20 protein-coding genes and 1 rRNA gene are annotated in these 19,118 nt (G+C 41.5%); 3 read left to right on the plus strand and 18 right to left on the minus strand.

Annotation, left to right across the window (positions count from 1 at the left end; translation table 11 throughout):
- Window positions 1-171: 171 nt before the first annotated feature.
- The 3 genes from pflA to H8R91_RS06255 all read right to left on the minus strand — a co-directional run bounded on the left by pflA (window position 172) and on the right by H8R91_RS06255 (window position 4,176).
- Window positions 172-912, minus strand: coding sequence for a pyruvate formate-lyase-activating protein (gene pflA, locus H8R91_RS06245; RefSeq protein ID WP_186935288.1), 741 nt, complete (start codon window positions 910-912; stop codon window positions 172-174).
- 7 nt (window positions 913-919) lie between these two features.
- Window positions 920-3,166 (minus strand): formate C-acetyltransferase, encoded by a 2,247-nt coding sequence (gene pflB, locus H8R91_RS06250; RefSeq protein WP_186935289.1) that lies wholly within the window; start codon window positions 3,164-3,166, stop codon window positions 920-922.
- A 476-nt stretch (window positions 3,167-3,642) separates the two neighbouring features.
- Entirely contained in the window at window positions 3,643-4,176 is a 534-nt protein-coding gene (locus H8R91_RS06255) for a DUF5662 family protein (protein ID WP_186935290.1), read from the minus strand.
- Between the two features lie 138 nt (window positions 4,177-4,314).
- Here H8R91_RS06255 and H8R91_RS06260 point away from each other — a divergent pair, with 138 nt between their 5' ends.
- Window positions 4,315-5,541 (plus strand): L,D-transpeptidase family protein, encoded by a 1,227-nt coding sequence (locus H8R91_RS06260; RefSeq protein ID WP_186935291.1) that lies wholly within the window; start codon window positions 4,315-4,317, stop codon window positions 5,539-5,541.
- 543 nt (window positions 5,542-6,084) lie between these two features.
- Here H8R91_RS06260 and H8R91_RS06265 read toward each other — a convergent pair.
- From H8R91_RS06265 to H8R91_RS06285, 5 genes are all read right to left on the minus strand, one after another.
- Window positions 6,085-6,966, minus strand: coding sequence for a patatin-like phospholipase family protein (locus tag H8R91_RS06265; protein WP_186935292.1), 882 nt, complete (start codon window positions 6,964-6,966; stop codon window positions 6,085-6,087).
- A 24-nt stretch (window positions 6,967-6,990) separates the two neighbouring features.
- Window positions 6,991-8,706 (minus strand): glycosyltransferase family protein, encoded by a 1,716-nt coding sequence (locus H8R91_RS06270; protein WP_186935293.1) that lies wholly within the window; start codon window positions 8,704-8,706, stop codon window positions 6,991-6,993.
- Between the two features lie 285 nt (window positions 8,707-8,991).
- Window positions 8,992-10,056, minus strand: coding sequence for a histidinol-phosphate transaminase (gene hisC, locus H8R91_RS06275; protein WP_186935294.1), 1,065 nt, complete (start codon window positions 10,054-10,056; stop codon window positions 8,992-8,994).
- Between the two features lie 262 nt (window positions 10,057-10,318).
- Window positions 10,319-11,602, minus strand: coding sequence for a peptidoglycan-binding protein (locus tag H8R91_RS06280; protein WP_186935295.1), 1,284 nt, complete (start codon window positions 11,600-11,602; stop codon window positions 10,319-10,321).
- A gap of 13 nt (window positions 11,603-11,615) precedes the next feature.
- The gene (locus H8R91_RS06285) at window positions 11,616-12,875 is read right to left on the minus strand and encodes an ATP-binding protein (protein WP_022234321.1); all 1,260 of its coding nucleotides are present in this window, start codon (window positions 12,873-12,875) and stop codon (window positions 11,616-11,618) included.
- A 226-nt stretch (window positions 12,876-13,101) separates the two neighbouring features.
- On the opposite strand from H8R91_RS06285, the gene rrf reads away from it, so the two are divergent.
- Window positions 13,102-13,218: ribosomal RNA gene (gene rrf, locus H8R91_RS06290) — 5S ribosomal RNA — on the plus strand.
- A 231-nt stretch (window positions 13,219-13,449) separates the two neighbouring features.
- Here the strand turns inward: rrf and H8R91_RS06295 are convergent.
- The 3 genes from H8R91_RS06295 to H8R91_RS06305 all read right to left on the minus strand — a co-directional run bounded on the left by H8R91_RS06295 (window position 13,450) and on the right by H8R91_RS06305 (window position 15,174).
- Window positions 13,450-14,487: an IS30 family transposase gene (locus tag H8R91_RS06295; RefSeq protein ID WP_186935296.1), complete on the minus strand. Its 1,038-nt coding sequence runs from the start codon at window positions 14,485-14,487 to the stop codon at window positions 13,450-13,452.
- A gap of 76 nt (window positions 14,488-14,563) precedes the next feature.
- Window positions 14,564-14,959, minus strand: coding sequence for a type II toxin-antitoxin system HicB family antitoxin (locus H8R91_RS06300; protein WP_186935297.1), 396 nt, complete (start codon window positions 14,957-14,959; stop codon window positions 14,564-14,566).
- A gap of 59 nt (window positions 14,960-15,018) precedes the next feature.
- Window positions 15,019-15,174, minus strand: a complete 156-nt coding sequence (locus H8R91_RS06305) for a type II toxin-antitoxin system HicA family toxin (RefSeq protein WP_186935389.1) — start codon at window positions 15,172-15,174, stop codon at window positions 15,019-15,021.
- A 324-nt stretch (window positions 15,175-15,498) separates the two neighbouring features.
- Here H8R91_RS06305 and H8R91_RS06310 point away from each other — a divergent pair, with 324 nt between their 5' ends.
- Entirely contained in the window at window positions 15,499-15,948 is a 450-nt protein-coding gene (locus tag H8R91_RS06310; protein ID WP_186935298.1) for an HIRAN domain-containing protein, read from the plus strand.
- Window positions 15,949-15,992: 44 nt separating this feature from the next.
- Here the strand turns inward: H8R91_RS06310 and H8R91_RS06315 are convergent, their stop codons facing one another.
- From H8R91_RS06315 to H8R91_RS06345, 7 genes are all read right to left on the minus strand, one after another.
- Entirely contained in the window at window positions 15,993-16,520 is a 528-nt protein-coding gene (locus tag H8R91_RS06315) for an HK97 gp10 family phage protein (protein ID WP_186935299.1), read from the minus strand.
- Between the two features lie 88 nt (window positions 16,521-16,608).
- The gene (locus H8R91_RS06320) at window positions 16,609-17,592 is read right to left on the minus strand and encodes an SPOR domain-containing protein (protein ID WP_186935300.1); all 984 of its coding nucleotides are present in this window, start codon (window positions 17,590-17,592) and stop codon (window positions 16,609-16,611) included.
- Window positions 17,593-17,594: 2 nt separating this feature from the next.
- Complete coding sequence (locus H8R91_RS06325; protein ID WP_186935301.1) at window positions 17,595-17,867, minus strand: phage holin; 273 nt, start codon at window positions 17,865-17,867, stop codon at window positions 17,595-17,597.
- Between the two features lie 18 nt (window positions 17,868-17,885).
- Window positions 17,886-18,203: a hypothetical protein gene (locus H8R91_RS06330; RefSeq protein ID WP_186935302.1), complete on the minus strand. Its 318-nt coding sequence runs from the start codon at window positions 18,201-18,203 to the stop codon at window positions 17,886-17,888.
- A gap of 2 nt (window positions 18,204-18,205) precedes the next feature.
- Complete coding sequence (locus H8R91_RS06335) at window positions 18,206-18,388, minus strand: hypothetical protein (RefSeq protein ID WP_186935303.1); 183 nt, start codon at window positions 18,386-18,388, stop codon at window positions 18,206-18,208.
- Window positions 18,375-18,755 (minus strand): phage tail assembly chaperone, encoded by a 381-nt coding sequence (locus tag H8R91_RS12415; RefSeq protein ID WP_186935304.1) that lies wholly within the window; start codon window positions 18,753-18,755, stop codon window positions 18,375-18,377. Before H8R91_RS12415 ends, H8R91_RS06335 begins: the two co-directional genes overlap by 14 nt.
- Before the next feature lie 33 nt (window positions 18,756-18,788).
- On the minus strand, window positions 18,789-19,115 hold the full coding sequence (locus H8R91_RS06345; protein WP_186935305.1) for a hypothetical protein: 327 nt from the start codon (window positions 19,113-19,115) through the stop codon (window positions 18,789-18,791).
- Window positions 19,116-19,118: the final 3 nt, after the last annotated feature.

Consider the following 19,118-nt stretch of genomic DNA (forward strand, 5'->3'; position numbering starts at 1 on the left):
ATTGTTATATCGGAAGATATTATGGGCGCTGCCCAAACCCGCAAACCTTTAAAAAGGCTTGACCTGAATTTTTAAATTATTTCGCTTAAATTGGTGCATTAAACCCCAAATTTACAATCTCAACTAACCAAAAAGGGACAGTCATCAGACTGTCCCAAAAATATTAGGTTATTATTCGCAACCGAGAATTTTCTTTGCGTTAAGAACTCTCTCGGGTGTTGGCGGATCAATGCCCTCAAGTTTATAGTCGATGCCAAGTTCTTTCCACTTATACACTCCAAGTGTGTGGTACGGCAACACTTCAACTCTCTTGACATTTTTAAGAGTTTTTATAAAATCGGCAAGACGATACAGATACTCGTCATAGTCGCTCCTCTGCGGAACAAGTACATGGCGAATCCATACGGGTTTACCCATATCCGAAAGCTCTCTTGCCATTTGCAGAATATTAACATTAGTCTGCCCGGTAAGAATTTTGTGCTGTTCATCATCAATATGCTTAATATCGAGTAACAACAAATCCGTATATTGCATAAGCTCTTTCCACTTTGAGTAGTAAGGTTCTTCTGTAGTAAACGGGTTTCCGCTTGTATCAAGCGTTGTATTTATACCGAGCTTTTTTGCCTTTTTAAAAAAGTCAATAAGAAAATCAATCTGTAAAAGCGGCTCTCCTCCACTAACTGTAATACCGCCCTCACTTTTCCAGTAAGGGCGATATGCGATAGCTTTTTTAAGCAATTCTTCTGCTGTGTAAGGTGTACCCTTACTCATTTGCCAGGTGTCGGGATTGTGGCAGAATTGACAGCGCATTGCGCAACCGCTCAAAAATACTACATATCTTACACCCGGTCCGTCAACAGAACCAAAGCTCTCGAGTGAGTGGACATAGCCGACTAACTCTTTATTTTCCATTATTAAATTACATTGACTTGTGGCAAGTTCTTGCGATTACATCGAGCTGCTGCTCTCTTGTAAGGTCAATGAACTTAACAGCGTAACCTGATACACGGATTGTGAAGTTAGCGTACTCTTCCTTCTCAGGATGCTCCATAGCATCGATGAGCTTTTCTGTACCAAATACGTTTACATTGAGGTGGTGTGCACCCTGATCGAAGTAACCGTCAAGTACATTTACAAGGTTGTTTACACGCTCGTCATCATTGTGACCGAGTGCATCCGGGCTGATTGTCTGTGTATTTGAAATACCATCGAGTGCATACTCGTATGGAAGTTTAGCAACAGAGTTAAGTGAAGCAAGAAGACCGCTCTGCTCTGCACCGTAAGCTGGGTTAGCACCAGGTGAAAGTGGCTCGCCTGCTTTTCTGCCGTCAGGAAGTGAACCTGTAGCCTTACCGTATACAACATTTGATGTAATTGTAAGGATAGATGTTGTAGGCTCTGAATCTCTGTATGTGTGGCAGTATCTGATCTTGCTCATAAACTTACGGAGAAGGTTTACAGCGATTTCGTCTGCTCTATCATCGTTGTTGCCGTATCTTGGGAACTCACCGTCGATCTCGAAGTCAGTAGCAATACCGTCTTCATCACGGATAACCTTAACCTTAGCATACTTAATAGCGCTGAGTGAGTCAACTACATGTGAGAAACCTGCGATACCTGTAGCAAATGTACGACGGCAGTTAGTATCAATAAGAGCCATCTCGGCAGCTTCATAGTAATACTTGTCGTGCATATAGTGAATCATATTAAGTGTACCTACATAGAGGTGAGCAAGCCAATCCATCATAGCGTCATACTTCTTGATAACCTCAGCATAGTCAAGGTATTCAGAAGTAATCGGTCTGTATTCAGGACCTACCTGTACCTTTGTCTTCTCATCAACACCGCCGTTGATAGCGTAAAGAAGACACTTAGCAAGGTTAGCACGAGCGCCGAAGAACTGGATTTCCTTACCGGTTTCTGTTGCAGATACGCAACAACAGATTGAGTAATCATCGCCCCATACCGGACGCATAACATCATCGTTCTCATACTGAATTGAGCTTGTCTGAACAGAGATCTTAGAAGCGTACTTCTTAAAGCCCTCAGGAAGTCTTGAAGAATAAAGAACTGTGAGGTTTGGCTCAGGTGAAGGGCCCATATTCTCAAGTGTGTGGAGGAAACGGAAGTCGTTCTTTGTAACCTGTGAACGGCCGTCCATACCGATACCTGCAACTTCAAGAGTAGCCCATACAGGGTCACCTGAGAAGAGCTGGTTGTAGCTTTCGATTCTTGCGAACTTAACCATACGGCACTTCATAACAAAGTGGTCAACAAGCTCCTGTGCCTGTGCCTCTGTAAGTGTACCGTTCTCAAGGTCACGCTCAATATAAATGTCGAGGAATGTAGAAACTCTGCCTACGCTCATTGCAGCGCCGTTCTGAGTCTTGATAGCTGCGAGGTAACCAAAGTAGAGCCACTGAACAGCTTCTTTAGCGTTCTTAGCAGGCTGTGAAATATCAAAGCCGTAGATTGCAGCCATTTCTTTCATGCCGTTAAGAGCCTTGATCTGATCTGCGATTTCCTCTCTGAGCTGGAAGTCGCCTCTTCTCATACCCTGACGGTTTGTTTCGGCGAAGTCTTCCTTCTTGCACTCGATAAGGTAATCAATACCGTAAAGAGCGATTCTTCTGTAGTCGCCTACGATTCTGCCTCTGCCGTATGTATCCGGAAGGCCTGTAAGAATCTTGTTGTGACGAGCTACCTTCATTTCAGGTGTGTAGATATCGAATACACCCTGGTTATGTGTCTTGTGATATTTTGTAAAGATTTCGTGAAGCTTAGGGCTTGGCTCATAACCGTACATCTGGCATGACTGTTCAGCCATCTTAATGCCGCCGTAAGGCATAAATGCACGCTTTAAAGGCTTGTCAGTCTGAAGACCGACTACCTGCTCAAGATCCTTAAGATCTTCGTCGATGTATGCTGCGCCGTAAGCTGTGAGTGAGGTAACAACCTCAGTCTCCATATCAAGTACGCCGCCCTTGCTTCTTTCTTCTTTCTGAAGTTCTTTAAGTTTGCCCCAAAGCTTTTCTGTAGCCTCAGTAGGACCTACGAGGAAAGACTCATCGCCGTCATATGGCTTGTAGTTTTTCTGGATAAAGTCTCTGACATTGATTTCAGATTCCCAAAGTCCGCCAACAAAATTACTCCATTCGGAACGCATAGAATAACCCCCTGTATTTCAAAAATAAAACCGACAAGGCTCAAACCGTGATTGATTTGAACCGTCGGCATTTCAAGCATTTTCAATAGACGAGATTAACTCTCATTGAATTGATTTTATTGCTTTTTGCCGAAACGGCAATGTAAGCCTTGCGTTGCTGATTTATTGTTTCCGTCACAAAATCAGCATATATAAAATACCACATTTTTTTGCTAAAGTCAAGGATTTTCAAAAAATACCAATGCTTTTTATTTTTGCCTAAAAAAGCCGAATTTTCCCTATATTTTTTGCCTATAGCGCCGCCGATTTTCGGTATATTTTTTAATATGTGAAAAATTTAACAATTACTTGTTTTTTATTATTTGTTTTTATATAAATTTTGTTGATTTTTGTTCTGTCCTTTACAAACGGCAAAAACATTTCAGTACTTTAAAACGCAAAATCAGTAAAATAAATTCATTAAAATCACAAAGAAATTATTTTTTGATTTTTCTTAATTTTCTTATATAAGCAAAAGTTTCTTCTTCTCCATTTTCACTCAGCATTGTAAGTAATTCTTCAAGCAGTTTCTCTGTGTTTTCGTGCATACGGTGTTTGCCCTTTACCCTGCCGAAGTAATCCAAAGGATCTCTGTCTTTGTAATTTGAACCGTTATATATTTTACTTGCGGCGACCCTGTCACAAAACATTTCGATTACATAATTAAGCGGCATTTCCACATTTTCTATCTGCTTTGTCTTAGGATTGTAGTCATTCCAATACTCGTAGTGATGACGGTTTCTGCCCTTATGATGCATCCATGCCTTTGAGTAGCCGTAAAGCTCCCTTTCTTTTTCGTTAGGACTTCTGTTGCCCTGGTAGTACTTTGCACCCGGAATAAACTCCGTCGGTGAATATTTTGAAAGGTCGTGCCTTAACCCCTGCCAAAGTATTCCTGCCTTTGCGCAGTGAGCAATAACCTTATGCCTGTGTCTTGTAATCGTTCTGAAGTGTTTTATAAAATGTAACATATCCAATCACCAAACATATTCTAACATATTTCACGGGGATTTTGTTGAATATTTAAATATTTCTTGAACTTTTTTAAAAAAACATATATAATAATGTAATAAAATAAACTAAAAGACACAAACGAAAGGAATAATTTGATGAATTTTAAATCCATTAATCGTAAATCCTTTATTCTTACGCTTGCGGCAGTGCTTGGCGTATCGGTAATAGTAACCGCTGTGGCAGGTAGAACTTCCGATAATTCAGTACCTGCCGACAATAAAAACATTAATACAACTCAACCTTCGTTGGCAAACAGCAAACAGCCGACCGTTATTGTAACGGGCGAAACCGCCGATATAAGCATTGGATGTAATGAAATAAAAATTATCACTCCGTCGGAGGCAACCGCCGAAGAACTTGTAAAATCAAAGTGGTCAAGCAGTGACAACAATATCGTTACCGTTGATGACGGCGGAAGAATTGACGGCTTAAGCGAGGGTACGGCTACAATTACCGCACAGATAGGCAACACCCGCCATACCTACAATATTACGGTTGCTGCTCAGTCGCAGAGCATTTATGACGGATATTCAACCTGCTATCTTGCAAACACTGATGTTCTCAATGAAAATCTTAATAATATTTACGAGAAAAATCCTTATTTTATTAAAGTCAATCGCTCGCAAAACTGCGTTACGGTTTACACTTATGACAAAAACGGCGAATATACTGTTCCTGTCCGTGCAATGATTTGTTCAACCGGTATTAATAAAGCTACCGTTCTCGGCGACGATTTCTACATTTACTACAAGCAGGAATGGAATCCGCTTTTCAATGATGTTTACGGTCATTATGTATCGGGATTTTACGGCGATTATCTTTTTCATTCCGTTCCGTATGAAGACGCAAGCGCCGACACACTCGAAACCGAGGAGTTCAACAAACTCGGAGATGAGGGTTCACTCGGCTGTGTAAGAATGGAAACCGCAGATGTAAAGTGGATATATGATAATTGTCCCGAAAACACACCCGTAACCGTTTACGATGACAACAATCCGGGTCCGCTCGGCAAACCGGAGGCAATTAAAATTACCGACCATACCTGTGGCTGGGACCCTACCGACGATGATCCGCAAAACCCGTATGCAGCAAAGACACCTGAAATTCACGGCGCAAGCGATTTGACTATAACCAAAGGCGAAACCGCCGACCTGCTCGAGGGTGTAACCGCTGTTGACACCTGTTCAAACGATATTACAGATAAAATATCCGTAACAGGCAATGTTCTTACCGATAAAGTCGGTACATATAAGCTGACTTACAGCGTTAAAGACACAATGCACCGCACAAAAAGAATTGATGTTACCGTCAAGGTAGTTTAAAATTATGGTTTAGCAGAGTGTTTTGACAAGTAATTATAAAAGTTATAAAAGTTTGGTCAACCTTTTCAAAGGTTGTGGGTGTGGGCAAAGCTCACAAATACTTTCCGCTTACGCAATCTGACGATAGCCGAACAGCTTGCTGTTTGGCGGCTTGAACGAATAGGCGAAAGTCAATGCGAGAGCAATAAAAGAAAACATACTTAATCTTCATAGGCAACGCAATGCGTTGCCTATATTTTTGGCATTTCCGTTTACAACGGCTACCGCCTGTTTTTTCAAATTCTGTTTTTCACACACTGACAGCAGGCTGTCAGTGCATAATAATTTGTTATATCGGAAGATTTTTATGGGCGCTGCCCAAACCCGCAATTTTTGAAAAAATTGAGTAAACTTTTTTGTCTTTGGGAGGATAATTTAGCGTTAGCTAAATTTCAATGCCCGACCGACACTCCGTTAAACCATAATTCACCCCAACTTTTAATAAAAAATCTGATAACAAGATAAAAATTACGGCTGTTGCTTAAATCGCAACAGCCGTTTAATTTATCCAAAAACTTTTAAAATCTCGTCCTTATGAGCCATAATTGCTTCATACCCCTCTTGAATAGTATCGTCAACACTGTCGATAGAAAAAAGGGCGGTATTTTCATTCTTTATCTGCACGGCGAGGTCGGCAAGTTTCATTGACTCTCTTGTACTGTCAATGGAATACACATCAAGAGCACGCCATATAACCTTAATAAGTCCGTCAAGGCCTGCGTCCGGTTTATACTGCAAAATATCAAATCCGATTGCAAGCACCTTGCCTACGCCCATATCCTTTAACACTCTTACAGGCAGGTTGTCCTTTGAACCGCCGTCAACAAAGTCATATTCTTTATACGGGCAGGTTGTGTAAATTGCAGGAAACGACATACTCGCTCTTACCGCAACATCGAGCGGAACATTTGTAAGATAGTGTATATGCTCTCTCTCAAGGTGTTCGTCATAGGTTGTAAAAATACATTCGTCTGTTGTCATTGTGTCAACGGTACAGACAGAAAGATTAATCGGCAAAGACTTAAAATCATTTTCAAGTCCCTTTGAGGCAAGCACTTCTTTTACAACATCAGAAATTATTTCGCCGTTTTTTATGCCGTTTTTCTGAATTTTTTTATAAACGATAAACTGCGCAAGTGCCTTGAATATAAGTCCGTTGTCAATTTCGGCAAGAATTTTCCAATATTTTTTTGCTACCTCGTGCATTTCTTTCGGTTCAAGCCCCATAGCAACCAACATTGCCATAATCGAACCCGAGCTTGTTCCGGAAACATATTCGGGTCTTATGCCAAGTTCATATAAAGCGGTTACCGCACCGATGTGCGCAATACCCTGCAATCCGCCGCCTGAAAAAACAAATCCAATCGCATCTTTTCTGTCTTTCATAATTTTTCGCAATCCTTATCTTTATTAATAAAATTTGTACACATTACAATAAGATTCGGTTTCCACAAAGTAATCGTACCAATTGTAAAACTCGTCAAAGCTGTAATCCTTTGAAATCAAGTCATAATTCTTGAATTTTGTATTCTCTGTAATATACTTAATTACCTTGTCTTTGTCGGCAAGTCTTGAAATATAAACGGTAATTTCCTTTTCATTTGCAAGCTTTTCATCTGTTTTAAGCGCCTGCATACTGTCGGTTTTTTCCTTTTCACTGCCGTTGTTCATATAGCCGTCCATAAACTCGGTAATCTTGCCGTTCGTAATTACTCCCCTCTTCTCTGCAAAATCTTCAAGTTCATCTGCAAGAGCAGGAGAAAAATCAGCCGTCTGAACAATCATAGTTTCATCGTAATTTGCAAGCTTGTCAATGCTCTTGTTCCACTCAAGCATTGCAGTGCCGACAAATACGCATTTAGAAGTCTGCGGAGTGTAAAGTTCCGTCTTTACACCGTACATATAGTACGGCTTTACAGTGATATATCCGATTGCACAGGTAACCGCAAGGCAAATCGGTACGGCTGTTGTGAGCCATTTTTTGCCCGTAACTCTTGTAAATTTAATAAGTGCAAGCACAAATACAGTTACAAGCATCGGCAAAGACGCCATAATGTAGCGGTCGCTGTTAAACGGAGAAACAAGCGAAATTGCAACAAAATAAACAAGTGACGGAACAAAAGCCATAAATGCGGTACGAGAAAGTTTTTCCTTTCTGACAAAGCGCAGGTAAATCCAAAAACCGATAAGAGCAACACTGCAGAGAGCAAGCAGCCATATTTGATTTAAGAACACATCTTTGGCAAGCACCTGAATGTATGTGCCGATTTTATACGCAAAATAAGTAACAACGGTAATCGGGTCAATTGAAATGCTAAGCGAACCGAAACCACGTTTGCCGCCGAGCACATTTGTAATGATGTACGGATAAATACAAAGTGCCGCCGCACTGCCGAGAACAGCAGTAATTATGTACTTTATTAAATCCTTTATGTTTCTTTCCTTAATTTGGAACACAAGCATAATAAGACCTGTAAGTCCCTCAAACAAGATGAAGTAATACTGCGTAAGCGTGCCAAGCAATGTTATAAGCCCTAAAATCAAGAAATCGGTAAATTTTGCGGTATTTTTTCTCTCATAGATTTTTAGGTTCATATAAATCATTGAAAGCACAAAAAATGTAAGCGTTGCGTACATTCTCAAATAAATAGTCATTGTAGTACAGGCAATACTGAACGCAAAAGCGCCTGTCGCTATGAGAGCATAGAGATTATTTTTGGTAATTCTCTTTACGATTTTAAACAGCATAATCAAAATGCCTGCCATTGCAAGAACATTTATTGAAAACGCAAAATATCTTGAGAATTGATTTGGAAACAGCGAGCATACAGTATGCACAAGTCCGTAGTAAAAAGGCGGATGAGAAGCGTCAATTATTTGATTTTCATAAACCTGTTCATAATTAAAGCGGTCACTGTCCGATACGGAAAGATAGTCGATAAAATCGGCACCGCTGTTCCATTCACCGTCAGTTTTGAGTGTATTAGCCGAATTTGCGAGATTATATGTCAAAAGCTCGTCCTCGTGATAGCCCTGTTTGTTCATCATAAAAACAGTGCTTAGCGCAAGGCTTAAAACTATGACAACAGCAAGAAAAATTCTTGATTTTTTGTCTGAAATATTCATATATTACCTCATATTTTTATCCGTTCTGAATTTTAAAAAATATTATACCAAAATTTTACCATATAGTAAACATACAAAACATTGGTTTTTATATGTAATTTTTCAAATATTTACTGTGCTTTAGCTAAACAAGAGCAAAAACAATGTACCATTATTTATTTTAACAAACAAATGTGACTTTTGTGTTACAAAGAAAAAATTATTTTGTATAAAAATCAAGCCGACACAGATGTTTTTATTTTATCGGTTAAATCCCGTTTTTCAAAAAATACTTAATAAATTCTCTTATATAAAAAACTCTTTCATTGCCGCAATCATCTTATCCATTTCTTCATCTCTACCTATAGAAATTCTTAAGTAGTTATCAATTCTCGGAACATTAAAATATCTGATAAAAATTTTCTTGGTTTTCAGATATTCAAATATTTCTTTTGCGGAATATTCTTTATGAGTGGCAAAAAGAAAGTTTGTTGCGCTCTTTTTTACATCAAAGCCAAGCGCAATGAGTTCATCCCTTACCCTCTCTCTTGTAGCGATAACCTTATTAACACATTCCTTAAAGTATTCCTCGTCATTCACAGACGCAGTACCGACCTCAAGTGCAATGCTGTCCATAACATATGAATTGTATGAATTTTTAACGGTTTCAAGCGTAGCAATCAACTCTTCACTGCCGATTGCAAAGCCGATACGCATACCTGCGAGTGAGCGTGATTTTGAAAAAGTTTGGGTAACAAGGAGATTTTCGTACTTCTTTGTAAGCTCAACGGCAGACTCTCCGCCAAAGTCAACATAAGCCTCGTCAATAATAACAACGCTGTCGGGATTATGCTCAACAATGTCGATTACAAAGTCAAGCGGTTTGCAAATGCTCGTCGGCGCATTCGGGTTAGGAATAATAATACCGCCGTTCTCCGTATAGTAATCTTCGGCGTGAATTTCAAAATTTTCGTCAACAGGGATTGTCTTGTACGGAATTTTTATAAGCGAACACCATACAGGATAAAAAGAATAGGTAATATCAGGATATAAAATCGGCTTATCAGAATTAAAGAAAGCCATAAAAGACAATGCTATTACATCATCCGAGCCGTTGCCGACAAATACATTATTTCTGTTTACATTATATCTTTGAGCAATGGCATCTTTTAAAATTATCGAATCCGAATTAGGATATTTTTTTAGCCCATCACTGTTCTGTGCGTATTTTTCAAAAACTTTTTTAACCTGCGGTGACGGCGGATAGGGATTTTCGTTTGCGTTAAGTTTAATCATATCCTTATCGTTTGACTGTTCACCTGCTACATACGGTTTTATTTTTATAAGATTTTCTCTCCATTTTCCCTGCATTTTGATTTCTCCTTTTATAAATATTTTTTAACAATCGGGCAATAGCCTTTGAAATCAACGGATTATCCGCCCCGCAAAAAAGTTTGTCAGCCTAAAAAGGCTTGACCTGAATTTTTAAATTATTTCGCTTAACCCGTGCGCTAAGCCATAATTTATCCCAACTTTTGATAAAGAACCACAAAATTTTTCTTAAATTCCAAAACAGGTCACGAAAAATCGTGACCTGTAATTAACTGTGTACATTGTAAACAGCGAAAAAGCGTTAAGCCTTTGCCTTGGCGTCACTCTTAAAGAGTGCTGTAAGAGTTTTATTATCCGCTGTGCCTGACTGTTTAAGTCCGCTCGCTTTTTGGAACTCCTTTACAGCCTTCTGAGTAACCTCGCCGTAATAACCCGTCACATTTTCCTTATCGGTAATGTAACCGAGGTCAAACAAACGCTGCTGCATAGCCTTTACATTATCGTTTTCATCGTCAAGTTTAAGTGAAAGACCGCTTACCTTTATTTTGTATTGGCTTTCAACCGAACCGTTTGCATTTGCGGCAGTTGTTGCAGCCTGCGTGGTTGTCTGTGTATTTGATGCCGATTTTGTAGCTGTTGTTGCACCCTCAACGGCTGACGGAACAACCGATTCGGCGGTTGCGTCCGTATTTTTCTTAAGTCTGTCGGGATACATAAAGTTCATAATCTTATTCAATGTAAAAAGTGAAGTTGTACCCATTCTGCTGATTTCTTCCTGTGAAATCATAAGAGTTTGTTTATTCTTAACAGCTTTTAATCCCTTAAGGTCAGAGTCATTCTTAATAAACTGCAAAGTTGCGTCATCGTCATACAATATATAATCCGGATTTGCAATCTTTAAAATTTTTGTGTCAATCTCGCTTTCGGATACATTTACAGCGGCATTTACCGCACCTGTGTATCCCAAAAGCATATCGCCGTATGTTCCGCTGTGGAGAGTATGGAGCTTATCTCCCTCAAGGTACAAATAGCAAATTGTTTTGGAAACATTGCTGTTGACTTCGGCTTTGTAAGTTTTCATGGTGTCAATTAAATCTTTATAAGAATCTTCACCTGTTTTCGCTCCGTCAACAGAACCGCCAAGAATCTTTCCGAGAGTAAGATACACGGTTTCAAGCTCTGTTGTGGTTTCGGGTGAAGCAACATTTAGCACCATAATACCTGCATCGGTAAGCTCTTTCTTTGCATTTTCGTCAAGTGTGTCATCTGCAAAAACAATATCGGTTGCATACGATTTGATTTTTTCAACATCAGGCTTTGCAGCCGAACCCACACTCGGTGCCACCGATAAAAAGTTTTGAGTAACCTCGTCACTTCTGCCTACCATTTTCTTGGCATAACCTAAATAAGAAATAATGTCTGCCGTTTCGTCCGAAAGCACAACAATATCTTTAGGCTCGGTTTCTATAGTAATATCCGCAACAGATACAGGATAGTTTTTATTGTCGCCGCTACAGCCCGCAAGTCCCGCACAAGCTGAAACAGCAAGTGCCGACGCAAGGAATACTGAAACAATTTTCTTCATTATTTACCTCCGTTTATTTAGCAAATAGAGATTCAATATAATGCTTTGCACATCTCGGTGAACGACCGCCTCTTGAAAGTGCAAAACGCTCTGCGCCTGCCTCAAGCTCTTCTTCTGTAAGATTAACTCCGTTTTCTTTGGCAAGAGCAAAAACAATGTCAAGGAATTCTTTCTTTGACGGAGCAGAATAACATACCGACAAACCGAAACGGTCTGAAAGCGAGAGTGTTTCCTGCATATTATCACGGGTGTTGATATCATCATCCGTACGGTCGGCAAAGCTCTCCTTAACAAGATGACGACGGTTAGATGTCGCATAAATAAGCGCATTGTCAGGACGAGCCGCAATACCGCCCTCAAGCACCGCTTTCAATGTTGTGTAACTCTGATCCTGCTTTTGGAAAGAAAGGTCATCAATAAATATGATAAACTTCATAGGCAGAGTTGCAATCTTATCAACCAGAATCGGGAAGTCGATAAGTCTTTCCTTTGGAATTTCAACAATTCTCAAGCCGTCTTTGCGGAATTCATTTGCAATGGCTTTAACGGTAGAACTTTTACCTGTACCCATATCGCCGTAAAGCAGGCAGTTATTGCAAGCCTTACCCTCAATAAAGGATTTTGTATTGCCGACAACGATGTCACGCTGTCTTTCATAGCCTGTAAATGAATCCATATCGATTTTATCGGGGTGCAAAACAGGCTGAATATCGCCGTCACGCCAAATAAACGCCTTATAACGGGCAAAAATACCGCAGCCGTTTTCTTTATAATACTTAGCTACCTTTTCAAGCGAACCGTCAAACATCTTAAAGCTCTCTGCACACTCGCCGCACTCCCATTTTGGAAGATGCTCGGCAACATAGCCCATATCGGCAACGGTTGCCAAATCATTTGATGCGCAATAGCACTGAATAAGCTCTTGAGAAGTAAGTGAAGCGGCATTTAAAATAGCCTGACAGTCACGCTTTACGGCTTTTAAAAGATTGTCGGGAAGTGTGTTGTACTTACCGGCAGCCGCAGCTCTTGTAAAGCAGTTTTCATCAAACAATGCAGCCTCGGTAAATGCATAGGCAAGGCGATTGCTGCAGCCTCTTTCACTGATAAGAGAGAAAAACTCGCCGTATGCGTTTAAAAACTCCTCGGGCTTTTTGTCCATAGAATTTAATAATTTGTAATATGCCTTTGGTACGCTTCTGTTTAAAATTCCTCTGAAAATTGAGAGGGACGAAAGCGAAAATAAAATTTCTTTTGCTTTATTCATAATCATCATTCCATTCCTCTTAATTGTACGACTTTTTTCGTTTTAAGTCAATATTTCCTCAAAAAATATGACTTTGTTTTAATTTTTAAAAGTGAAAAACAAACAAAAAATGTATTGCACATTGTTATTTTTTTGCTTTATTTGCAATAATTTAAAAAAATTCAAAAAAGTGTTGACAAATACAATTTAATGCTGTATAATACTATATGTTCTCTTGTGAGGACACAATTAAACAGTTGGTGTTGATGACGCTGAGGGTCCACCTGTTCCCATACCGAACACAGAAGTTAAGCTCAGTGGTGCCGAAAATACTTGGCTGGTGACGGCCCGGAAAGATAGGGAGATGCCAACATAACAAAATCCATCTGATTTAGATGGATTTTTCTTTTGCAAAATTTTAGGTAAATTTGAGTTTAGCGGTTCTTTATCAAAAGTTGGGGTAAATTATGATTTAGCAAATTGCTTTGCCAATTAATTATAAAAGTTTGGTCGACCGACACTTCGCTAAAACATAATTTATAAAAATTTTGTAAAGTCAAGAGGTAAATGCGAAAAAGTGCAAAAAATTTTAATTTAGTCAAAATCACGCCGAAATAAGACTATTTATACAAGCCTCGTAAAGGTCGGCAGAGGTATAATAGTCAAATATCCCTCTCGGGTAGTTGTTTATCCATTTTTCAAGTTTACGCATATCGGCTGAGGTTACGCCCTCAAAGCTAACGCCTTTCGGGTAGTGGCGGCGTATCATTTTATTTTGATTTTCATTTGAGCCACGCTCGTATGAGCTGTACGGGTGGCAGTAATAAGCCTTTGTGCGTTTGCCGCTGCGGCGGCAGCTCTGCTCGAGTCCCTTATAATCGGAAAACTCGGAGCCGTTGTCTATTGTGATTGTTTGAAAGACTTTAGAGAAATTAGCACCATATGCCCGCTCAATTCCGTTAAGAGCTTTTACAACGCTCGCGGCGGTATGGTCTTTCATAATGCGTATAATCTCGTAGCGGGTATAACGCTCGGTTAATACGAGCATAGTTTTTTTCGTTCCTTTTTTGCCCTCTACGCAATCCATTTCCCAATGTCCGAAAGTGGTACGCTCCGCAATCTCTGCGGGGCGTTTCTCTATGCTATCGCCTTTCGGTGCTCGGGCCGCTCTCACTTTCTTATATTTCCGCTCGCTCTTATTTCTTTTTACGGGTAAGTTATCGTTTGTAATGGTGAGAAAAACGCCTTGCTCGATATAGCGGTACAGAGTCGGAGCCGATATAGTTACGCTAAACTCTACGCCCTTGCGTTTGATTTCACCCAGGACGGCACGAGGCGAGTATTTCTCTACTCTTATTTTGTATTCTATGTAATTTGCGTACTCGTGGTCGGAGCCGATTTTAAGCGGCGCACCTTTAGCGCGGAGGTTAGCCTGGTTTTTCTCCTCGGCAATATCGGGGCTGTATCTCTGCTCGGTGGTATAATCGGAATTAAGGTGCTCGTACTGTCCGCGCTTGAGTTCTCTGTAAATAGTGCTTAAATGTACGCCGAGCTCTGCCGCCATAACAGCAGGCTTTACACCTACCTTTTGCCAAGCCTCTATTTTTAACCTGTCGTTAAAGGTTAAATGTTTGTATGCCATAATAAAATCACTCCGTTTTATATGATAAAAAAATAGCCCGTTCCTTGTTTGGAGCGGGCTACAATGGTTTATAGGTTTATCGGTCTGCTATATTAAGCTCTCTTTTAAGCGCCGCCTGCAACGCCTGCGAAAAGTTGATATTTGCTTTTTCTGCCTCGTAGCAAAGCCAACTCGGGAGAGTGCAATTTTTCTTAACAACTTTCATTTCGTTTCTACGGCGGTATTCTGCAAAGTCTACATCTACAAGCGAAATAATTTCGCCGTCAGCGTGTTTAATGTTTTGCGCGGAGCTTGCAGCAGGGATAATCTTTCCGTCGTCCTCCATATCAATACCCATTAAGCCGATAGCGTCGCGCGCCATTTCTATAGCCTCGGTCAAGTCGTCGCCCTGGGTGTTAATATCAAAGTCGGGAATAAATACAGTAAAGCCTTTTTTCTCGGGTGTCAAAATAATAGGATATGAATTTTTCATATAGTAACCTCCAAATAATCTATATTATATATAAAAGCAGTGAGGCAAGGGGGCGGGGCTTATTTCAGCCCCCGCCTTTTGATTATTGCCTTTGCTAAATTCTCTTTGATTTCTCGGTGCCTCGGGATTGTTTCGGTTTCCGTTCCGTTGGTGTATATATCGTGTCCGCCTCCGTTCCTTTTTAAGTACCAACCGTTTCTCTCGAGTATTTTTATTAAGTCTGCTCGTTTCGTTTATCTCACCTCCTCTTTACATTTACTATTATACGCCTTTAATACGCATTTGTCAATAGCTTTTTATAAATATTTTGCACTTTTTCGCAGAAAATATTTATTTTTCTGCGCCGATATGCTATAATGTAGGCATCACACTAATTTAATAAGTATAAGTGCGCATTTTTACTTCGGTAAAAATGCGGGCTCGTTTTTGCGTCTCATAGCATAAAACATAGAATTAGTGTGGTAGCAATTCGGAGCTTGCGTTTTTTGTGCGTGCAGCGGCGAGTTGCACGCACTTTTTTTATTATAGGAGTTATCGTTATGAAAAAATTAAAAACCTGGCAAAAAGTATTACTTGTTATCTTTTATCCCGTAGGCATTGTCTATTTTATTGTTTGGCTTTGTAACCGTAACAAAAGCGGAGCGGGCGCGGTCGGTTCCTCCAAGCTATCCGTTATTAGAGATTTTAATACAAAGGTTGTAGGTGTTACCTTCAGTAATGACGACGGCTCAAGCCGTCAAGAAATCATAAAAAACAGCAAAGCGGGAGAGGATATTATTTTTAAGCCCGTACCTACGGCAGACTATCCCGACGCTATCGGCGTTTTTAATAAACGCGGTCAGCAACTCGGGCACCTTAACGCCGAGCTTGCCGCTGAAATGAAAAATAAATATACAAATAACCCTATGAGTGTTACTATAAACAATATCACGGGTGGCGGAGATAAGAACTACGGTTGCAATTTACATATTATAATATATGCAGCATAAACGACAAAAAAGGCAGAGGCTAATTAAAGCCCCTGCCTTTGTTTTTAGTCGTCCTCCTCTGTGTCCTCTCCTATATAGCACTTTTGTTTTGCTTGTTCTATTGTTTTTGAGATTTCCGCGAGGTATTCCTCTTGCGCTGCTCGTATTTCTGCTATGTTGTTTTCTACCGTATTTCTTAACAAATGAGTCGCTTTTGTGCCTGGGTGTTGTACTTTGTGTCCGTATATAACATCACCGTTAGTAAGCACTTTTGCATTTCTCGGTTGTATTTGGTGGCTTGTCGTTCCAAATTCTACCCAATGCGGCGAGGCGTGGGAGGGTAACTTACCCTTTTTTCTGACTTTTTGCCACGAGTAAAAGCCTATTTGTAAAGTTGGTTGTCCCGTTTTGTAATTTATCATAGCCCACGAGCCTATGTGGTTTTTTAACCTTTTTGAGCGTGTCGGCAGTTCGTCGCGCAGTTTTTTTCTTATCACTTTAGCGGAGGCTCGTAACGCTGTTTTCGATAGGTCTACAAGCGTTTTTTTAACCTCGGGACTTGTGTTTATAAAGGTTACATTACTCTTTGACATTGTAAAACTCCTCTCTAAATGCGAAAGGGCGGCGGGCGCGGTTGCCCGCAATTCCCGCCGTCCTTTCTGTATATGAATTTAAGGAGGACTATTTAAGCAACTCGTTTACTCTCTTTTGTACGGCTGAATAGTCGTAGCCTGCTGCTGCGAGTTTCTCTTTTCGAGTTGCGCCGTTGCCCCATTTACCCGCGATAACCTCGCGGGCGATTTCGTCAACGGACTTTTTCGGTGCTGCTGTGTTGTTTGTAGCAGCGTTGCCGCTTGCGGTAGTGATAAAGTTATCATAGCCCGCCGCTTTCAGTTTCGCCGCCATAGCGTCGGCGTTAGCCTTAACGCTGTAGGCTCCTACTTGCACCTTGTAAAGGTTGCTGCTCTGTACGATATAGGTATCAAAACCCGCTTTCTTGAGCTTGTCCGCAAGGGCAGTAGCGTTAGCTTTCTTGCTGAAAGCTCCCGTTTGCACTCTGTAAAGAGTCTTTGCGGTTTCGGCGGGCTTTTCCTCGGTGGCGTTCATAGCCGCTGCAACAGCCTTTCTAAAGCCGTCCATAGTGTAGCCCATTTTTAAGCCGTTCCACAAGTGCTCGGGGTCGTCGTGGTCAGAGGCAATACCACGAGCGTGTCCCTCTCGGTGGCTGATAATTACACCGTCTGCAAGCGGGTTAAGGTTGTACTCCTTGCAGAGGAAAGCGAAAAGCTCTACCGCTGCGTCGTATGTGCGCTTAACTGCCGCCTTTGCGGTTGCTGTGTCGGAGCAAGTGAAATTTGAACCGCTCGTATAATTGATACACGCAGGCTCGCACATCTCTACGCCGATATGCGTATTATTTGAGGCTCCGTCGCCGTGCCAACCTCTGCGGCTCCACGGCAAGCATTGATAAATAACGCCCGTGTTTCCGTCGATAAAGGCGTGTACACACGCTCTGTCGTATGTACTCTTATTCCAATTATTGACGAAAACGGACGCGGACGGCTGCGGACAGCCGACGCTGTGGAGCATAAGCCCCTTTACAGTGATAGTTTTACCCGCCTTATAGCACGGGTTGTTTGTTAAGTAACTCTCTTTTAACTGCATACTTATTCCTCCGTTTCTGTTTCAGTGTTGGTGGTGCTATTTGCCTTGAGCTCGGCTAAATACGCGTCCGCCTGGATAGCCTCGGCGGTAAAGCTGTTGTTTTTCCACCAAGCCCACAAAGTAGCCGCTACGGTAGCGGCAGCAGTAAGCCAGGTATACAGCTCCTCCTCTGCAAAGGGCAGAGGGTTTTTACCGCTCATTGTCAAAATGGTATTAACCAAAGTAACAAAAAGCATAACGGCTCTGATAATGGTTTCTGTAGGTACCTTTTTCATAGGGTGCGCCTCCTTTCTTTAGTTTTGCTTTGGCGGGTGTTCGGGGAGTTCCGTTGTTTCCTCATAAAGTCCCGTCGCTACATCATTACCGCCTAAAGTATGGTAACTATCATAAGCCCGCTTTAACGCCTCTTTTGCGTAAATCGGGCAATAGCCCCGCTCGTACCATTTTTCGTATTGGCTTATAATCTCGGCTCGGAGCAAGCATTGCAAGCCCAGGGCGAGCGCGTCTTGTTTCTTTTTGCCGAGTTTAATACGCCCGATAACTACGCCCAGGGCTGAAACAGCCCCGCCACATAGAAACGGGATAAGCCATTTAATAAAAATGTCCCACATTGTTAATATCCCTCCTTGTTAATGAGGTTTAGCTCTGCCACTACCGTATTGCGCATAGCCGCTAACTCCGAGGCTACGGAGTTAGCTATTTTAGCCTGCTCGATAACCTCGGCTTGCTTGCGGATAATATCGGCTTGCAGGCGCGTAACCTCACATAACTGCTCTACAACATCAAATAGACTCATTTTCGGAGCCCTCCTCTGCGTCGGGCGGTGTCGGAAATTCGATATTAAAAGGAAAACCCCCTTGCTCGGGTAAGTCCCTCAACGCCTGGCGGTATGTAGCCCACGCTCCCGTAAAGATATTTGTGAGAGAGTGAATAAACTTTGTAGCAGTAGAGGTATCGAGCCCGAGGCGGTCAAGCGTCATTTGCGAGTCGCTATTATCAAGCAGCTTGTTTCGGATTTTGCGGGCGAGTGCTGCAGCCTCCTCCTCGTTCTGCTCCTCGCAAGCCCTGGCGTATGCCGCCTTTAAGGTTTCCTCGAGTTCTGCTTTGGTAGCTGCTGTCGTTGCCTCAACTTGTGCGAGGCGTTTGTAAAAATTGTTGTTCACGGCAAGAGCCCTCCAATTCTTTATAAAACTTTATCATTTTGCGCCGCACGTGGTAGGTATCTCCACGGGCAGCGTTTGCAAGCCAAGAAACGAGGGACTCGTGCGCCGTCCCTGGTGCATAGTCGCCGCTTTGCTCTTTAGCGTATATCTTTTTGAGCTTGCGGCGTTGCTTGCCTTGTTTCTTTTTACCCATTTTGCGTATAATTGCTCCCGTGTCGGTGGCGAGGCATAAAGCCAACGGGTGCTCTTTGGAAGGTGTTTCTCGTTTTTGAGGGCTGCGAGCGAGTACCTTTTAAGCTCTCGAGCTTTGTTAAGCACTTGCAATTTGCCCTCGCCTCTGTCGCCTTTTCTAACACTCATATT

It is taken from the genome of Ruminococcus intestinalis (genome assembly GCF_014288065.1).
GTDB classification, from domain to species: Bacteria; Bacillota; Clostridia; order Oscillospirales; family Acutalibacteraceae; genus Ruminococcoides; species Ruminococcoides intestinale_A.